Annotated in this window: 13 protein-coding genes; 9 read left to right on the forward strand and 4 right to left on the reverse strand. The window is 58.6% G+C overall.

The annotated features are described in order from the left end of the window. Positions 1–26 precede the first annotated feature (26 nt). Entirely contained in the window at positions 27–374 is a 348-nt protein-coding gene (locus OSH09_RS15400; RefSeq protein WP_207872832.1) for a DUF1840 domain-containing protein, read from the reverse strand. Between the two features lie 97 nt (positions 375–471). On the opposite strand from OSH09_RS15400, the gene OSH09_RS15405 reads away from it, so the two are divergent. The 4 genes from OSH09_RS15405 (at position 472) to OSH09_RS15420 (ending at position 7,496) form a co-directional block, all read left to right on the forward strand. Next, positions 472–4,185, forward strand: coding sequence for a phospholipase effector Tle1 domain-containing protein (locus tag OSH09_RS15405; protein ID WP_266121488.1), 3,714 nt, complete (start codon positions 472–474; stop codon positions 4,183–4,185). 130 nt (positions 4,186–4,315) lie between these two features. Beyond that, positions 4,316–6,001, forward strand: coding sequence for an arginine--tRNA ligase (gene argS / locus OSH09_RS15410; protein ID WP_266121489.1), 1,686 nt, complete (start codon positions 4,316–4,318; stop codon positions 5,999–6,001). Positions 6,002–6,015: 14 nt separating this feature from the next. After that, on the forward strand, positions 6,016–6,765 hold the full coding sequence (locus tag OSH09_RS15415; RefSeq protein WP_266121490.1) for an SPOR domain-containing protein: 750 nt from the start codon (positions 6,016–6,018) through the stop codon (positions 6,763–6,765). An 89-nt stretch (positions 6,766–6,854) separates the two neighbouring features. After that, positions 6,855–7,496 (forward strand): thiol:disulfide interchange protein DsbA/DsbL, encoded by a 642-nt coding sequence (locus OSH09_RS15420; protein ID WP_207872828.1) that lies wholly within the window; start codon positions 6,855–6,857, stop codon positions 7,494–7,496. Positions 7,497–7,651: 155 nt separating this feature from the next. Here OSH09_RS15420 and OSH09_RS15425 read toward each other — a convergent pair whose 3' ends face one another. The 3 genes from OSH09_RS15425 to OSH09_RS15435 form a co-directional block, all read right to left on the reverse strand. Then, entirely contained in the window at positions 7,652–7,849 is a 198-nt protein-coding gene (locus tag OSH09_RS15425; protein ID WP_266121491.1) for a hypothetical protein, read from the reverse strand. Positions 7,850–7,925: 76 nt separating this feature from the next. Continuing rightward, a complete protein-coding gene (gene metC / locus OSH09_RS15430) occupies positions 7,926–9,122 on the reverse strand; it encodes a cystathionine beta-lyase (protein ID WP_266121492.1) in 1,197 nt (398 codons plus the stop codon). Positions 9,123–9,244: 122 nt separating this feature from the next. Further along, entirely contained in the window at positions 9,245–10,321 is a 1,077-nt protein-coding gene (locus tag OSH09_RS15435; protein ID WP_207872824.1) for an MBL fold metallo-hydrolase, read from the reverse strand. A gap of 115 nt (positions 10,322–10,436) precedes the next feature. On the opposite strand from OSH09_RS15435, the gene OSH09_RS15440 reads away from it, so the two are divergent. The 5 genes from OSH09_RS15440 to OSH09_RS15460 all read left to right on the forward strand — a co-directional run bounded on the left by OSH09_RS15440 (position 10,437) and on the right by OSH09_RS15460 (position 16,824). After that, a complete protein-coding gene (locus OSH09_RS15440) occupies positions 10,437–10,829 on the forward strand; it encodes a MerR family transcriptional regulator (protein ID WP_207872823.1) in 393 nt (130 codons plus the stop codon). An 81-nt stretch (positions 10,830–10,910) separates the two neighbouring features. Further along, entirely contained in the window at positions 10,911–12,089 is a 1,179-nt protein-coding gene (locus OSH09_RS15445) for an isovaleryl-CoA dehydrogenase (RefSeq protein ID WP_222669290.1), read from the forward strand. A 12-nt stretch (positions 12,090–12,101) separates the two neighbouring features. Beyond that, the gene (aceK, locus tag OSH09_RS15450; RefSeq protein ID WP_266121493.1) at positions 12,102–13,970 is read left to right on the forward strand and encodes a bifunctional isocitrate dehydrogenase kinase/phosphatase; all 1,869 of its coding nucleotides are present in this window, start codon (positions 12,102–12,104) and stop codon (positions 13,968–13,970) included. Next, positions 13,963–15,144, forward strand: a complete 1,182-nt coding sequence (locus OSH09_RS15455) for an acetyl-CoA C-acyltransferase (protein ID WP_266121494.1) — start codon at positions 13,963–13,965, stop codon at positions 15,142–15,144. The genes aceK and OSH09_RS15455 overlap by 8 nt, the downstream gene beginning before the upstream one ends. 72 nt (positions 15,145–15,216) lie before the next feature. After that, the gene (locus OSH09_RS15460; protein WP_266121495.1) at positions 15,217–16,824 is read left to right on the forward strand and encodes a carboxyl transferase domain-containing protein; all 1,608 of its coding nucleotides are present in this window, start codon (positions 15,217–15,219) and stop codon (positions 16,822–16,824) included. Positions 16,825–16,829 lie beyond the last annotated feature (5 nt).

Here is a 16,829-nt window from a genome sequence, read left to right on the forward strand (position 1 = left end):
TTGTCGGCAGGCCGACATTGTCGAAACTACCAGGAGCTGTCAGCCGGTTCCCACATGACCGGGACGCCGGTGTTATTGGCCTGACGCAACATATCCAGCAAGGGATAGGAGCGTTGGCTGAAACTGACCGCTTGCGACATCGGATGCTCTTTTTCCTGATCCTCATCTTCGTGCGGCGTTTTCTTGTTTTCGCGATCTTGCCCTGCGGCCCGTTCGATATTGCCAATAGCTTCGGACAACTGATCGGGCGTGAAGACGCCACGCTCGGGCAAACCATCTGGATAGGAGCGCCCTGCGGCCCGGAGAATAGGCATGGCATGTTCGGCGAACATCAGAACATCGGCGGCGGCTTTGCTTTTAAAGACGACTAGCATACGGTTTCTCCTTATGGATCTTTGTGTTTCCTACTCAACTTTCAGGATACACACCCCTGCAAGATAGCAGGATTTTCCCCGTCTTGGAGAGTCCTTCATGCTTGCCCCGCTTCTGCCATGCTTAATCCTGCTTCTAAGCTGCTGCTTCCCCATCCTGGCCAGGTCACAAAGCACGCTGGAATGCCCCTTGCCCCCGTCCTCGACCCAATGCGCACCTGCTGCCGCCTTGGGCGGACAAGCCGAGCCTGCGCCAGATATGGGTTTGCTCAATCCTGTCGATTTGCTGAGCGGGCAAAAATACCAAAGCGACACGGATCTGCCGCTTAGCCAAGCCTGGCCTTTGCTGCAATTGCAGCGTCATTGGAATGGCCAAGGACGCAATCCCACCCCCACACTGGGGCATACCGGCTGGGCCTTGAACTACGACCTGCAACTGCGTCAGCAAGGCCATGCCTTGTTCATGCCTGATGGGCGACAAACTCGTTTATACCCACCGGCACAAACACAGCAGGCAGGCTGGTTTTGGCATGGGTCGAATGGTTTGATTCTGCGTTTTGACGAGCAGGGCTGGTTGATCCATGTGCGTGTTTCGACCCGGCAGTGGCTGGATATAGAGCGCTTTCCAGGCACGCATTCGCAGGCGTATGCGGTTAAAACTGTGCGTAATCATTTGGGCCAAGCGCTGGTGTTTGATTGGCAAAGCCGAACGCAGGGGCAGGTGTCGCCACAGGGACAGGGGTCACGACAAGAACAAGGGCAAAACCAAACTCAAGCTCAGGCTCTGAGACAGGTTCAGTCCCAAACCAAGACCAGGCCCCTAGCCAATATCACAACGGCGATAAAGGCAGCGGAAACGACAGCAGCAACAGAAGAAGAAGCGACGGCGGCAGCCACAGCCACAGCCATCAGTATTGAAACCCCAGCCGGGCCGTTTCTGCTGCATCTGGAACAGCACGACCAGCAAATCTGGCTGGCCAGCGTCAGCCGTCCGGACGGCATGCGCCGCCTTTATCATCCGGCCCCTATCCCTTGGGCGCATCGTTTAGGTGGCAGCAGCCTGCAAGCGCCAGGCCAAGCGGCTCAACGAATACAGGAATGGGAGTACGACGCCCAGGGGCGAGTCAGCCGTTTGCGCTCTCAGGCCTTCAATCAGGATTGGGGCGCACGTTATGAGCTGGGCCTCAGTGAATGGTCTCTAGGCAAGGAACGGCACCGCTTCCATTACCGCGACTATCAGGGACAGAGTCGACTGCAAAAACTCGACAGCCGTCTATGCGAAAGCTGTCCGGTTCACAGCACAGAATGGCAGTATGACCCGCAAGGACGCTGGCTACAGGCCGGTCCTTGGCGGGCGCAGCGGCGTGCCAATGGCTCGCTGTCACAGTTACAACAAATACAGGGCGGCTGGGGACCACTGACGCTGGAACTGGATGCACACGGACGCCTGCAAGCTTGGGCCAGCGAACAGCATGGCAGCGAAACACGTTCCTGGAACCCGGCTGGCAAGCTGGCACGCATCGATTATGCCGAGCAAGGCTCACTCCAGATTCAATACGATCAACAGGGGCGTTTGAGCCGCATTGAACATCAGCAAGGCCATGAAACGGAACGCAGCGAACTGGACTGGCTCGGCCCCGGCGCACTGCGTATCCGTCACCCTCATGAAACGCAATGGCTGAAGCTGCGAGCGGGTTTGTTGCAAGAGCGTCGTCTGGAACGTAGCCATAGTCCCGGACAAAGTTGGACCGAGCGCTTCGAGTATGACGAACAGCAAAGATTGACGCAGTACACGCTGCCAGAAGGAGGGCAGCTACGTTACCGCTGGGATACGAAGGGACACTTGCAGTCTCTGGACTGGATCAGTCAAGACGGACACACCCAAACAGTGATTCAAGCCCAGAAAGTGGGTTACGCCTGGGGGAACGGCTTGCAACTGATTACTCATGCGGATCGCACAGGCCAGCTTGTCGATTTGATGCTCTTGCATGCCGATGGCACTCCGGCCTGGACGCAGGCCCGCCGTCTGGATGAGCAAGGCAAGGTGCTGGAGGACCTGCATGAATACCCGCTACTGCACCACACGCGTCACTCACGACTGAACTACGACACGCGAAACCGGCTGACGGCCTTTCAGCAGGGGGATACAAAACCGGCACAGTGGCTGGCTTGGGAGCAAAGTGGCGCACTTGCCGCGCGCTACCCCGAGCTCGCGGCCCCCATTCAGCGCACACCCACGGGAATGGCAAGCGCAGTCGGCACACTACGCCTGGAATATGCTCCCAACCGTCGCTTGCGACGCGTTCTGGCAGCCGATACCACGGTAGCCCAGTACCGTCACGACGCCTTCGGCCAACGTATCTGGCGTCAGCAAGGTCAACAAGAACGAGCCTTTTTCTTTCACGGCCAGCAATTGATGGCCGAGCTAGATTTACCCGCAGCATCCGGCCAGTTCTTGTCCCGACGGTATCTCTATGCCGGACTGACTCCGGTTGGCATGATTGTGTATCAGCCTGACGGGCAAGGGCAGTTGTACTACCTGCATAGTGATTTGATGGGAGCGGTTCGGCTGATCAGCAATCAATCGGCTCAAGCAGTCTGGGCCGCCGACCTGAACCCCTTGGGGCAGGCCGACATACTGCTGGAAACACTGGAGTTCAATCTGCGCCTGCCGGGCCAGTATGCAGAGTCCGCTACTGGCTGGCATGACAACCTGTTGCGTACGTATCTACCCAGCCACGGGCAGTATCTGGAAGCCGACCCTCTGGGCCCTTGGCCCCAAACCCAGGCAGTGGGCTATGCCCGGCAACAGCCCTTGCGCCATATTGATCCCACCGGCTTACTCCTATTTGCCTTTGATGGCACGCGACAGGCTCCCATCACCAATAGCAATGTCTGGAAACTGTCGCAGTTGTATCAAGATGGGGCAGTCCACTACAGCGATGGCCCGGGAAATCCAATGACCACCGACTGGGATGCACTGACAGCCTGGCGAGCGGGCCGCATTCTGGAATCCCAATGGAATAACTTCCTGAATCGCATGCAGGAACAAGGCCCAGCCCCTACGGCTGTGCCTGTGGATTTATTGGGTTTTTCGCGGGGAGCGGCGCTGGCACGGGATTTTTCCAATCGTATTCTGGACCATACCCAGCAAGGCTGGTTTGTCCTGAATGACCCACAGCGTGGTGCCATCCGAGCCTGCATCACCCCTCGCTTTTTAGGCTTGTTTGATACGGTGGCTCAGTTTGGGCTGGGGGGCTGGGGCAACGCTCAATACAGGCTGGGTGTCTCGGAAGCGTGGAACTGGGTGGCCCATGCCGTGGCGATGCATGAACACCGTATCCTCTTTCCCCTAAGCGGCTTGGCACAAGCCATGAACACGGTAGAAATGCCTTTTATTGGTGCTCACAGCCAGATCGGTGGTGGTGTCTTGCCCGATGAAAACGGCGACATCAGCGATCTGGATAAAGTGGCCCTGGCCTGGATGCATTGGCAGGCCACGGCAGCCGGGCTGACGCTAGCCGAACTGGGCCAGACCGACCTGAGCGTCAGGCACCCCATTTTGCAGGACATGCGCATGCCCGGACTACGCTTGAGCACGCAAGGAGTACGCCGCGTTGACTACCACGGCCAGGGTCAGGATCTGCTGTATCAGGACTCCCATCCTGCCCTGGGACGGGAGGTACGCAACAGCCTGGAAACGCTGATTACGCGCTTCAATGACTGGCGCCTGCGCGGCGACAATCAGGTGGGCTGGGTAGACATGGACGCTTACGATGCGTGGTTACAGAACCACCTGGGATGGGAACGCTAGGCTTCTTGAAAAGAATTTGGCGTCAAATCACGCTATCATGTGGGGCTATCCGGCGGGCCAATGTCGCGCCTTCCATCTGATGCGGGGACAACCCGCTTCAGTTGTCTTTCTACCAATCCAGACCTTTCCTATGCTTGCTGAGCAACAATCTCAATTAATCGCCTGCCTTCAGGCTGCCGTCCGCGCCATTTTGCCCGAGGCTGAACCCAACATCACGCTGGAGCGCCCCAAAGTGGCTGCGCACGGTGATGCTGCGTGCAATATTGCCATGCAATTGGCCAAACCAGCCGGTCGCAACCCGCGCGAGCTGGCTCAGCAAATCGTTGATACCCTCCTGGCCGATCCGAACGCCGCCGCTTTGCTGGCAGGCGCGGAAATCGCAGGCCCGGGCTTTATCAACTTCCGTCTGTCCACCGCCACGCACCAGGCCGTTCTGAAGACGATTGCCGAGCAGGGCGATAACTTCGGCCACGTTGCTCCGACTCAGGAAAAACTGATGGTGGAGTTCGTGTCGGCCAACCCGACCGGCCCCTTGCACGTGGGCCATGCCCGCCAAGCAGCACTGGGCGACTCCCTGTGCCGCGTGTTCAGTTCCCAAGGCTACGACGTTACCCGCGAGTTCTACTACAACGACGCCGGTAACCAGATCGACAACCTGACCACCAGCGTTCATGCCCGTGCTCGTGGCATCGAACCCGATAGCGAGCAGTTCCCCGCCGACGGCTACAAGGGCGACTACATTCTGGACATTGCCCGCGACTATCAAGCCGGAGCAACGGTTCAGGCCGCCGACGGTCAGTCCGTGACCGCCAGTGGTGATCTGGACAATCTGGAAGACATTCGCCGCTTTGCCGTGGCCTACCTGCGCCGCGAGCAGGATCTGGACTTGCAGGCTTTCGGCCTGAAGTTCGACAACTTCTACCTGGAAAGCTCGCTGTACACCTCCGGCAAGGTTGAAAAAACCGTGCAGGCCCTGATCGACGCCGGTCACACCTACGAGCTGGACGGCGCACTGTGGCTGCGCACTACCGAACTGGGCACAGGCGACGACAAAGACCGCGTGATGCGCAAATCCGAAGGCGGCTACACCTACTTCGTGCCGGACGTGGCCTACCACGTGGCCAAGTGGGAGCGCGGTTTCCACCACGCCATCAACATTCAGGGCTCTGATCACCACGGCACCATTGCCCGCGTACGCGCTGGCCTGCAAGGTCTGGGTCTGGGTATTCCCAAGGAATTCCCGGCTTACATCCTGCACAAGATGGTCAAAGTCATGCGCAATGGCCAGGAAGTGAAGATTTCCAAGCGCGCAGGCAGCTACGTCACCTTGCGCGACCTGATCGAATGGGTAGGCCAGGACGCTGTGCGCTTTTTCCTGATCCAGCGCCGTGCCGACTCCGAATTCGTATTCGATATCGACCTGGCTCTGTCCAAGAGCGAAGAGAACCCGGTTTACTACATCCAGTACGCTCACGCCCGCATTAACTCCGTGGTGAACCAGTCGGCCGAGCTGCTGGACCAGGTGCCTCAGGCCGACATCTCGCCCTTGACCGCCCCCACTGAAATCGCCCTGATGCAGCGTCTGTCCGAATACCCCGATGTGCTGGCCCAGTCCGCTCGCGAACTGGCCCCCCACCACATTGCCTTCTGGCTGCGCGACTGCGCCTCGGACTTCCATTCCTGGTACAACGCCGAGCGCGTGTCGGTAGACGACACCGCCTTGCGTCTGGCCCGTCTGCGTCTGGCTCAGGCCTGCGCCCAGGTCATCCGCAATGGTCTGAGCCTGTTGGGTGTATCCGCACCCGACCGCATGTAAATCCATAGGCAGATATGGCAAGAGCACGTAAAAAATCCAGTAGTTCCGGCAGTACTTATACCGGCATTCTGATTGGCCTGATTCTGGGTCTGGGCGCGGCAGTAGCCGTTGCCCTGTTTGTCACCAAAGTGCCCATGCCCTTTGTGGACAAGGCCAGCCGGGACAAGCCCACCGTTGACTTGCCCGAAGGGCGAGACCTGCTGGACCCGAACCGGGACCTGTATGGCAGTTCGGCGGGGCAGACTCCGCCCCCCGCCATCGACGCCATTCCCGGCCTGACCTTGCCTCCTGCCAATTTGCCCAGTATTCCCAAGACTGCTGCTCCAGATGCCCTGGGTGACCTGATTGCCACCTTGCCATCGATGGGCACAGAACCGGCACGCCTGCCAGAGACGCGAAATACGACTCCGGCAGCACAGGCCGTCACGGCTCCTGCCAGCCCACCTGCTGCCCCAAGCACTCAGGCACCAACCGCCAGCAAACCGGCCACACCGGCTCCTGCTGCACCCCCGGCTGCCGCAAAACCAGCCACGTCCACCCCCTACTACCTGCAAGCAGGTGCGTTCCGCAACAATGCGGATGCAGAAGCCATGAAGGCACGCTTGCTGATGTTGGGCTTTGACGCATCGGTGCAAAGCGCTCAGGTCAACGGCAGCACCGTAAACCGGGTGCGCATGGGCCCTTTCAAGGGCATAGACGAAATGAACCGGGCTCGCAGCCGTCTGGCAGAGGAAAAAATTGATACATCGGTGGTACGGCCCTAAGCAATTTGTGCCAAAGGCAGCCCGAAGGTGAACTTTTCCGCCATTGCACAGGTCATAGACCTCATCTTCCCCCTTAAGGAAATTGATTCATGAAGCTGAACGCATTGTTTGTACGATCCCTGGTCGGTGCCAGTCTGTTGGCTGGGGCGACTTTGTTGCCCGCCACCAGCGCGCTGGCTCAACAAGCCGACCAAGGCTACGTCACCCTGCCTGCGGCTCAGCCCTCGGACAGCGTCGGTAAAACCGAAGTGCTGGAGTTCTTCTCCTATAGCTGCCCACACTGCGCCATTCTGGAACCCAAAGTCGAAGCCTGGGCCAAGAGCCTGCCCGACAATGTCGTGCTGCGCCGTGTGCCGGTCGCCTTCAATGCCGGTATGACCGACCTGCAAAAGCTGTACTACACCCTGGAAGCCATGGACCGTCTGGACCTGCATCCCAAGGTGTTTGAAGCGATTCACCAAAAGCGCGAACGCATTTTTGATGCCAAGACCATCACGGCCTGGGCAGCCCAGCAAGGCGTGGACAAGGCCCGCTTCGAGCAGACCTTCAATTCTTTTGGCGTACAGACCAAAGCCAACAAGGCCAACGAACTGTCCAATACCTACCAGATCCAGGGCACTCCTAGCCTGGCCGTGGGTGGCAAGTTTGTGACCTCGCCTGCCTTGGCAAATGGCTACGACGAAAGCATCACCAAGGCTCAAGAACTGGTGAAAATGGTCACCAATCGCTAATTAGCGGTCTGGCTGAGCCATACAGCCAAGGGCCCTCAAGACTGGATTCGTTCCGGTTTTGAGGGCCCTTTTCGTTTCCAGGCTTGTTGTTTGTTCCTGCTTGGCAATGACTGACATTCGGTCTGGCAAACCATCAAAAAACGAAGGTTCCTGCATCAAGCGCGTAATCGCCGCCACCCCATAGCCAGAACGCCGCTCAACAGCGCCAAGGCCGCCGCCGTCAAGACAGCAGCCAGCAAACCACTTTGGGCAATCATCGCCCCACCCAATATCGCCCCCAGCCCCGTGCCCGCATTGGCCGCCGCCACATTCAAGGTCCCCGCCAAGGCTTCAGCCTGCGGTGCCGTCTGCATGACGCGTACCTGACACACAGGGAACAGGACGGTATAGGCCAGGTTTGCACATTGCCTGAAGTAGTAATAGCGGGGCTTAAACGTGCGCCGCTTTCTCGAAGGCCTGCGTCAGGTCAGCATATAAATCGTGCGTTGATTCCAGGCCAATATGCAGGCGCACCAGACTGTCCTGGCTTTCTTTCCAATAGCTGTGGCCGCTTAAGAATGCGGTATCCACCAACTGCACCAGGCTCTCAAAGCCGCCCCAGGAAAAGCCGATGCCAAACAGCGTCAGGGCATCCACAAACACACGAGCCTGGGCATTGCTCATGCGTAGCTGCACCGACAACATGCCATTCGAGCCTGTGCAGTCGCGCTGCCACAGCGCATGGCCGGGATCTTGAGGCCAGGCCGGATGATAAATACGAGTAACTTCAGGACGACTATCCAGAAACTGGCAAACCTTCAAGGCATTGGCTGCACTTTCACGCATACGGATAGGCAAGGTGCGCACACCGCGCAAGGCCAGCCAGGCATCGTCCGCACTGATAGAAAAGCCCAGAGCATAGTGATTGTCGTGCAAGCGCTTGTTGATGGCCGGGTCTGCCGACATCACAGCCCCCAGCATCAAATCGGAATGGCCCGCCACGTACTTGGTACCCGCCACAATGGACACATCAAAACCCAGCTCCAGCGGGCGATAGATATAGCCCGAGCCCCAGGTATTGTCCGTAACCAGCAGCAGATTATGCTTGCGGCCAAACTCGGCCAAGGCAGGCATGTCCAGCATCTGCATCAGCAAAGAACCGGGCGATTCCACATACACCATGCGGGTGTTGTCTTGCAGATGACGGGACATTTCCTCGGGGGTGGGCGCACAAAACGTGGCCTGTATGCCCATACGGCGCAGCACGGTTTTTTCCAGATAGCGCACCGGACCGTAAGCACTGTCGGCAATCAGCACGTGATCGCCAGAATCCAGCAAGGCCAACAGACCCAGGGTGATCGCGGCCATGCCCGACGGTGCCAGCAAGGCCTGGGTGGCAGACTCCAACTGACAGAACACCTGCTCCAGCGCCGCATGGGTATCCATGCCGGAGCGCCCATAGGTCACCGACCGTTTTTCAGGATCGGCCTTATCCGCCTGTGCCCGGTCCAAAGCATCCAGATTGCGAAAGCGCACCGTGCTGGTGCGCATGATGGGCACAGCCACCGGTGCCGCATCCGTATGCGGGTCAAATGGTGCCAGACCAGTGTGTTGCAGGGCGGTATCCAGGGCGAGATCAGAGCTCATAGTGTCGGCAGGCGGTAGCAAGAAAAGCTCTACGCTACCACAGGCCATGATGCTCAGTCGCCTAAGTCCTTTTCGCTATATTGCGCCCCCTTATTAAGAGGGCGGCACAAGCGGTTCAGCGCTTAAATCCGCTGGAAGCGGTACACGCCATCCTCGCCCATTTCACGGCGCAGACGATCATCAAAGAACAAGGCGTGCAGGTGAGCAATCGCCTCGCCCATGGCAAAGGTCATCTGATGGGAGTCCAGCTTGCGGTGAAACAGCACGGGCAGAATATCCGCAGCAGTACAGGGCTGGGCGCAGGCTTCCAGGACTTCTTCCAGACGATCGGCGTGGTGCTCCTGCTGCTGGCGGATACGTTCATGCATGCCACGGAAAGGCTTGCCGTGCGAAGGCAGCACCAGGGTGTCCGGGGCCAGATCCTGATAGGACAGCAGGGAGTTCAGGTACAAGGGCAGCGGATTAGCGAAAGGCTCGGTATCGAACACGCTGATATTGGTGGAGATACGTGGCAAGAGCATGTCACCGGAGATCAGCACTTTCAGCTCTTCGCAGTACAGGGACATATGCTCGGGAGCATGGCCGTAACCCACAATCAAGCGCCAGGGGCGACCGGCAATCACCACGCGCTGACCATCCATCAAACGCACAAAACGCTCGGGCACCGAAGGCACCATCGAAGGATAGTAATCGCCCCGGCTGCGAATCTGCTCGCGAGCTTTTTCATCCTGCAAACCGTGACGAACAAAGTGCGCTTCAGCCGCGACACCGTTGGGACCACCTGCTTCTGCACCTGTCTGACGTCCACCTGCACCGGACCACAGCTTGGCGGTTGCGTAATCGGTCATGCTGATCCACAGCGGCGCATCCCAGCGCTGGCACAACCAGTCCGCCAAGCCAACATGATCCGGGTGCATGTGCGTGACGATCACACGCAGCACCGGCAAACCGTCCAGCTCATTCTGAAAAACCTGTTCCCACAGCTCGCGCACTTCGGGGCGAGCGACACCACAGTCCACAATCGTCCAGCCATCGCGCCCATCGATTTGGTCGCGCAATAGCCACAAATTGATGTGATCCAGCGCAAAGGGCAAAGGCATGCGCAGCCAGCGCACCCCCGGTGCGACTTCCAGGCTGCCGCCCGCTGGGGGCAGGGTATCTGCCCAGGGATAATTCAATTTTTGTTCGTTAGGATTCATGCTCGCTCCAATGAATGGCTCTTGTAGGGCGTAAGGGCAGACCATACTAAAAGGCCCTAGTTCGCACCCCGGCTCTATGGCATGATAGTTTACGTTTACGTAAATCACACTAAAAATGACAACGACAACCTGGACAATATCGGATCTGGCGCACGAGTTTGGCATCACGCCCCGCACCCTGCGCTTCTATGAAGATCAAGGAATTTTGAGCCCGCTGCGCCAAGGTACTCAGCGCATTTATCAGCCCCGCGATCGCGCACGCCTGAAGCTGGCCCTGCGCGGCAAAAGGCTGGGGCTGCAGTTATCGGAGATTCTGCGGCTGATCAATATGTATGAATCCCCGATGGACACGGCCTCCCAGCTTAAGCACTATCAGGAGGTTCTGAATGAGCATCGCCTGCGCCTGGAGCGTCAGCGACAGGACCTGGACCAGACCTTGCAGGAAATCCAGGACCAGCTCGACATCTGTCACAACATGAGCGAACAACTGAAAACCGAAGCCCGATAAGGGAAAACCCATATATATGACGTTTACGTAAACGTAATATAAATACAATTCCACAACCCATTTATTTCCACGGAGTGTCTCATGAGCCTGCCCGGCCTGAATTTCGATCTTGGCTCCGACCTGGACATGCTGCGCGACGCTGTCGCCGACTTCTCCCAGGCCGAAATTGCCCCCTTAGCGGCTCAGTTGGATCACGACGACCAGTTCCCCATGCACTTGTGGAAGAAATTCGGTGAGATGGGTTTGCTGGGCATGACCGTCAGCGAAGAATACGGTGGTGCCAACCTGGGTTACCTGGCGCACATGATCGCCATGGAAGAAATCTCGCGTGCCAGCGCCTCGGTGGCCCTGTCCTACGGTGCCCACTCCAATCTATGTGTGAACCAGATCAACCGCAACGGCACCGAAGCGCAAAAACAAAAATACCTGCCCAAACTGATCAGCGGCGAGCACATTGGTGCTTTGGCCATGAGCGAGCCGGGCGCCGGTTCTGACGTGGTCAGCATGAAGCTGCGTGCCGAAAAGAAGGGCGATCGCTATGTGCTGAACGGCTCCAAAATGTGGATTACCAACGGCCCGGACGCTGACACCCTGGTGGTGTACGCCAAGACCGACCCACAAGCTGGTTCGCGCGGCATTACCGCCTTCCTGATCGAAAAAGATTTCCCCGGTTTTTCCGTCGCCCAAAAGCTGGACAAGTTAGGCATGCGCGGCAGCCACACAGGCGAGCTGGTATTCCAGGACTGTGAAGTGCCTGAAGAAAACGTGCTGGGCCAACTCAATGGTGGCGTCAAAGTGCTGATGTCCGGCCTGGATTACGAACGCGCCGTGCTGGCCGGTGGCCCACTGGGCATCATGCAAGCCGTCATGGATGTGGTTGTCCCTTACATCCACGACCGCAAGCAGTTCGGCCAGGCCATTGGCGAATTCCAGTTGATTCAAGGCAAGGTGGCCGATATGTACACCACCCTGCAAGCCAGCCGTGCCCTGTGCTATGCCGTAGGCAAGAATCTGGACCGTCTGGGTTCCGACCATGTGCGGTCTGTGCGCAAAGACTGTGCAGCCGCTATCTTGTACAGCGCTGAAAAAGCCACCTGGATGGCCGGTGAAGGCATCCAGATTCTGGGTGGTAACGGCTACATCAACGAGTTCCCCACAGGCCGCCTGTGGCGCGATGCCAAGCTGTACGAGATCGGCGCGGGCACCAGTGAAATCCGCCGCATGCTGATCGGCCGCGAACTGTTCGCCGAAACCGCCTAAAAAGGCAGAGGCATGTCTAACCCTGATTTTGGCGAAACCACGGTCATTACCCCGGTTCACAAACCGGGTTTGACGGCTGTCCAGGTGGCCCAGGCCATGCTGGACGGTTTTAATCGCCACTATGCGCTGTTTCGCTACAGCGCCCAGCGCGCCAAGTCTTTATACGAATCGGGCGACTGGCATGGTATCCAGCAACTGTCACGCGAACGTATCGAGTACTACGCCACGCGGGTGCGCGAATGCGCATCCATGCTCAGCCAGACGCTGCGCTTGCATCAGCCCGATCCGGCCAGCCCGGCGCATCTGGACGATGCCCAGCAACAGCTCTGGTTGCAGGCCAAGGCTGAATTTGTACGTCTGCTCTCGGGCCACCGTCAGCCAGAATGTGCGGAGACCTTCTTTAATTCCGTCTCCTGCCGCGTGCTGCACCGGCACTACTTCCGCAACGAATTCATTTTTGTGCGCCCAGCCGTTGCCACAGACTATCTGGATGGCGCGTTGCCTTCGTATCGGGTCTATTACCCTACCGAAGAAGGTCTGGAAGCCAGCCTGACCTATATGCTGGCCGACTTCGGTCTGGCCGCTCCCTTTGCCGATTTGCCACGCGATGTGCGTACGCTGGCCCGCATGGCCGTGCGCCAACTGTGCCGCCGTCTGCCACGAGGCTATGGCTCGCGCATCGGCTCGGATTGCCAGATTCAGGTGCTGAACTCCCTGTTTTTCCGCAACAAGGGGGCTTACGTCGTGGGCCGCCTGATCAATCAGGGTGAAGTGCTGCCGTTCTCGATTGCCATCCTGCATCGCCCCTCAGGACACTTGTATATAGACGCCTTGCTGCACACCACGGACGACCTGTCCACGCTGTTCAGCTTTACCCGCGCCTATTTTCTGGTCGATATGGAAGCGCCGTCGGCTTATGTGGACTTCCTGTCCAGCCTGCTGCCCCGCAAACCCAAGGCCGAGCTGTACACCGCCATCGGTCTGCAAAAGCAAGGCAAGACCCTGTTCTACCGCGACTTTCTGCATCACCTGTCGCACTCGCACGATCACTTTGATCTGGCACCCGGTATTGCCGGTATGGTGATGACAGTATTCACCCTGCCGTCCTATCCCTATGTGTTCAAGCTGATTCGTGACCGCATTCAAAAGCAGGGCATGGACCACGCCACGGTACGCAGCAAATACCAGCTTGTTAAAAAGCACGACCGCGTCGGGCGCATGGCGGACACCTGGGACTACGCTCAGGTTGCCTTGCCCAAAGACCGTTTTTCTCCGGCTTTGCTGGAAGAATTGCGCCGCGAAGTGCCCAGCCTGCTGGAAGAGTCCGAAGACACCATCTTGCTGCGTCACGTCTACATTGAACGGCGCATGACCCCGCTGAACCTGTATCTGAACAAAGCCAGCGACCCCGCCCTGAATGCCGCCGTGGAGCAATACGGCAAGGCCATCCGGGAACTGGCTGCCGCCGACATCTTCCCGGGCGACATGCTGTTCAAAAACTTTGGGGTGACCCGTCTGGGCCGCGTCGTCTTCTATGACTACGACGAAATCCAGCACATGCGCGAGATGAATTTCCGCGTGATTCCACCAGCGCCCAATGAAGAGGCCGAAATGGCCAGCGAGCCTTGGTATCCCATCGGCCCGAACGATGTATTTCCCGAAGAATTCGGCTACTTTCTATTGACCGACCCGCGCATCCGCAAAGCCTTCATGGCCCACCACGCAGAACTGCTGGAGCCTGAATGGTGGACTCAGTGCCGCTTGCGAGTAACGCAAGGTCGGATCGAAAATATTTTTCCGTATAACAAAGATCGGCAGTTGCATGAGTTTGCCAAACGCGCGCCGGTCTCCTCTTTGCAACCAGGAGTCTTTCATGACTAATTCCGTTGTCATCGTCTCGATCGCCCGTACGCCTATGGGCGGCATGATGGGTAGCCTGTCTGATCTGGCCGCCCACGAACTGGGCGCCGTCGCCATCAAGGCGGCCGTGGAGCGCTCCGGCATCCAAGCCGACAAAGTCGACGAAGTGATCATGGGTAACGTGCTGCAAGCCGGTCAGGGCCAGGCGCCCGCTCGCCAGGCGGCATTGGGTGCCGGTCTGCCCCAGGGTGTGGCATGCACCACCATTCATAAAGTATGTGGTTCGGGCCTGAAAGCCGCCATGTTTGCCCACGACCTGCTCAAAGCGGGCAGCGTCGATGTGGTGGTGGCAGGCGGTCAGGAAAGCATGAGCAATGCCCCTTACCTGCTGCTCAAGGGCCGCGAAGGCTACCGCTACGGTCACTCCACTGTGTATGACCACATGGCCATGGACGGTCTGGAAGATGCGTACAGCCGTGGCACCGCCATGGGTGTGTTCGCTGAAGATTGCGCCAGCAAATACGAATTCAGCCGCGAAGAGCAAGATGCTTACGCGCTGGAATCGCTGCGCCGCGCTCGCCAAGCCAGCGATGACGGCAGCTTTGAATGGGAAATTGCCCCGGTCACCATTGCTGGCCGTAAAGGCGACGTCGTCATTGCCAAGGACGAAGCCCCTGCCAAAGCCATGCCCGAGAAAATCCCTACGCTGCGTCCTGCCTTCAAGAAAGACGGCACGATTACCGCTGCCAACGCCTCGTCCATCTCGGACGGTGCTGCCGCCATGGTCATCACCACCGAAGACAAGGCCAAAGAACTGGGCGCAACCCCATTGGCGCGCATTGTGGCTCACACCCAGCACGCCCATGAACCCGCCTGGTTCACGACCGCACCGGTAGCCGCTATCCAGAAACTGCTGGATAAAACCGGCTGGAGCGTGGCCGATGTCGACCTGTTCGAGATCAACGAAGCCTTTGCCGTGGTCACCATGGCGGCCATGAAAGAGCTGAACATCCCGCACGACAAGGTCAACATCCACGGCGGTGCCACTGCCCTGGGTCACCCCATCGGTGCATCGGGTGCTCGCCTCCTGGCAACCTTGATCGGCGCACTGCGCAAGACCGGCGGCAAGCGCGGTATTGCCTCGCTGTGCATTGGCGGTGGCGAAGCTGTCGCCCTGGCCGTCGAGCTGGTTTAAAGCAAGCTCATCAGCCGGGCTGCGGCCCGGCTGATTTTATGGGCTTTTCTCTGTTCTCTTTCCAGGCACGCCATGTCAGTTATTGAATCCCGCATCAATCCGCGTTCCCAAGAATTTCAGGACAACGCCTCGATCATGCAGGCCCTGATCCTTGATCTGCGCCAAAAGCTACAGACAACCGCATTGGGCGGATCGGAATCCTCCCGGCAACGCCATGTGGGACGCGGCAAACTGCTGCCCCGCGAGCGTGTCGAGCGCCTGCTGGACCCCGGCACTCCTTTTCTGGAGTTGTCCCCCCTGGCGGCTCAGGATGTGTATAACAACGAGTCACCGGGCGCGGGCATCATCACGGGCATTGGCCGCATTGCAGGCATTGAATGCGTAGTGGTGTGCAACGATGCAACGGTTAAAGGCGGCACCTATTACCCGCTAACCGTCAAAAAGCATTTGCGTGCCCAGGAAGTTGCCCAACAGAACAATCTGCCTTGCGTGTACCTGGTCGACTCGGGTGGCGCCAACCTGCCCAACCAGGAAGACGTATTCCCGGATCGTGACCACTTTGGCCGCATCTTCTACAACCAGGCCAATATGTCGGCCCAGGGTATTGCACAGATCGCCGTGGTGATGGGTTCGTGTACCGCTGGCGGTGCCTATGTTCCGGCCATGAGCGATGAGTCCATCATCGTGCGCGACCAAGGCACCATCTTCCTGGGTGGCCCGCCACTGGTGAAAGCCGCAACAGGTGAAGAAGTCAGCGCTGAAGATCTGGGCGGTGGCGATGTGCACACCCGTCTGTCCGGCGTGGCCGACCATCTGGCCGAGAACGATCTGCATGCACTGGAACTGGCACGCCGCTGCGTCGGCCGCCTGAACCGCGAGAAAAAACTGCCCTGGCCGCTGAAAGAAGTTCGCGAGCCACGTTACGACCCGCAAGAGCTCAACGGCATCATCCCTGCCGACACCCGCAAGCCCTACGATGTGCGCGAAGTGATCGCTCGCATTGTGGATGACTCGGATTTTGATGAATTCAAGGCCCGCTTTGGTACCACGCTGGTGACCGGCTTTGCCCATATTCACGGCATGCCCGTGGGCATCATCGCCAATAACGGCATTCTGTTCTCGGAAGCGGCCCAGAAGGGCGCGCACTTCATCGAACTGTGCTGCCAGCGCAAGACGCCCCTGGTGTTTCTGCAAAACATCACCGGCTTCATGGTGGGCCGCAAGTACGAAAACGAAGGGATTGCCCGTCATGGCGCCAAGCTGGTCACCGCCGTATCTACCGCGGCTGTACCCAAGTTCACCGTGATTCTGGGCGGCTCCTTTGGTGCCGGTAACTACGGTATGTGTGGCCGTGCCTTCAGCCCGCGACTGCTGTTCCTCTGGCCCAATGCCCGTATCTCGGTCATGGGTGGTGAGCAGGCTGCCAGCGTGCTGGCCACCGTGCGCCGTGATGGTCTGGAAGCCCGTGGCCAAAGCTGGAGCGCCGAGGAAGAAGAAGCCTTCAAGGCCCCCATCCGCGAACAATACGAACATGAAGGCCACCCCTACTACGCCACTGCGCGTCTGTGGGATGACGGCATCATCCAGCCTTCGGACACCCGGCGCGTTCTGGCCCTGGGCCTGTCCGCCGCCTTGAACGCCCCTATTGAAGACACCCGCTTTGGCGTGTTCCGCATGTAAGACAA

This window comes from Alcaligenes parafaecalis, assembly GCF_026344135.1.
Classification (GTDB): domain Bacteria; phylum Pseudomonadota; class Gammaproteobacteria; order Burkholderiales; family Burkholderiaceae_B; genus Alcaligenes; species Alcaligenes parafaecalis.

Excerpts from the sequence above, each read along its gene's own strand:
- OSH09_RS15400 (WP_207872832.1), bottom strand. The coding sequence starts at position 374 with ATGCTAGTCGTCTTTAAAAGCAAAGCCGCCGCCGATGTTCTGATGTTC.
- OSH09_RS15405 (WP_266121488.1), top strand. The coding sequence starts at position 472 with ATGCTTGCCCCGCTTCTGCCATGCTTAATCCTGCTTCTAAGCTGCTGC.
- argS (WP_266121489.1), top strand. The coding sequence starts at position 4,316 with ATGCTTGCTGAGCAACAATCTCAATTAATCGCCTGCCTTCAGGCTGCC.
- OSH09_RS15415 (WP_266121490.1), top strand. The coding sequence starts at position 6,016 with ATGGCAAGAGCACGTAAAAAATCCAGTAGTTCCGGCAGTACTTATACC.
- OSH09_RS15420 (WP_207872828.1), top strand. The coding sequence starts at position 6,855 with ATGAAGCTGAACGCATTGTTTGTACGATCCCTGGTCGGTGCCAGTCTG.
- OSH09_RS15425 (WP_266121491.1), bottom strand. The coding sequence starts at position 7,849 with ATGCAGACGGCACCGCAGGCTGAAGCCTTGGCGGGGACCTTGAATGTG.
- metC (WP_266121492.1), bottom strand. The coding sequence starts at position 9,122 with ATGAGCTCTGATCTCGCCCTGGATACCGCCCTGCAACACACTGGTCTG.
- OSH09_RS15435 (WP_207872824.1), bottom strand. The coding sequence starts at position 10,321 with ATGAATCCTAACGAACAAAAATTGAATTATCCCTGGGCAGATACCCTG.
- OSH09_RS15440 (WP_207872823.1), top strand. The coding sequence starts at position 10,437 with ATGACAACGACAACCTGGACAATATCGGATCTGGCGCACGAGTTTGGC.
- OSH09_RS15445 (WP_222669290.1), top strand. The coding sequence starts at position 10,911 with ATGAGCCTGCCCGGCCTGAATTTCGATCTTGGCTCCGACCTGGACATG.
- aceK (WP_266121493.1), top strand. The coding sequence starts at position 12,102 with ATGTCTAACCCTGATTTTGGCGAAACCACGGTCATTACCCCGGTTCAC.
- OSH09_RS15455 (WP_266121494.1), top strand. The coding sequence starts at position 13,963 with ATGACTAATTCCGTTGTCATCGTCTCGATCGCCCGTACGCCTATGGGC.
- OSH09_RS15460 (WP_266121495.1), top strand. The coding sequence starts at position 15,217 with ATGTCAGTTATTGAATCCCGCATCAATCCGCGTTCCCAAGAATTTCAG.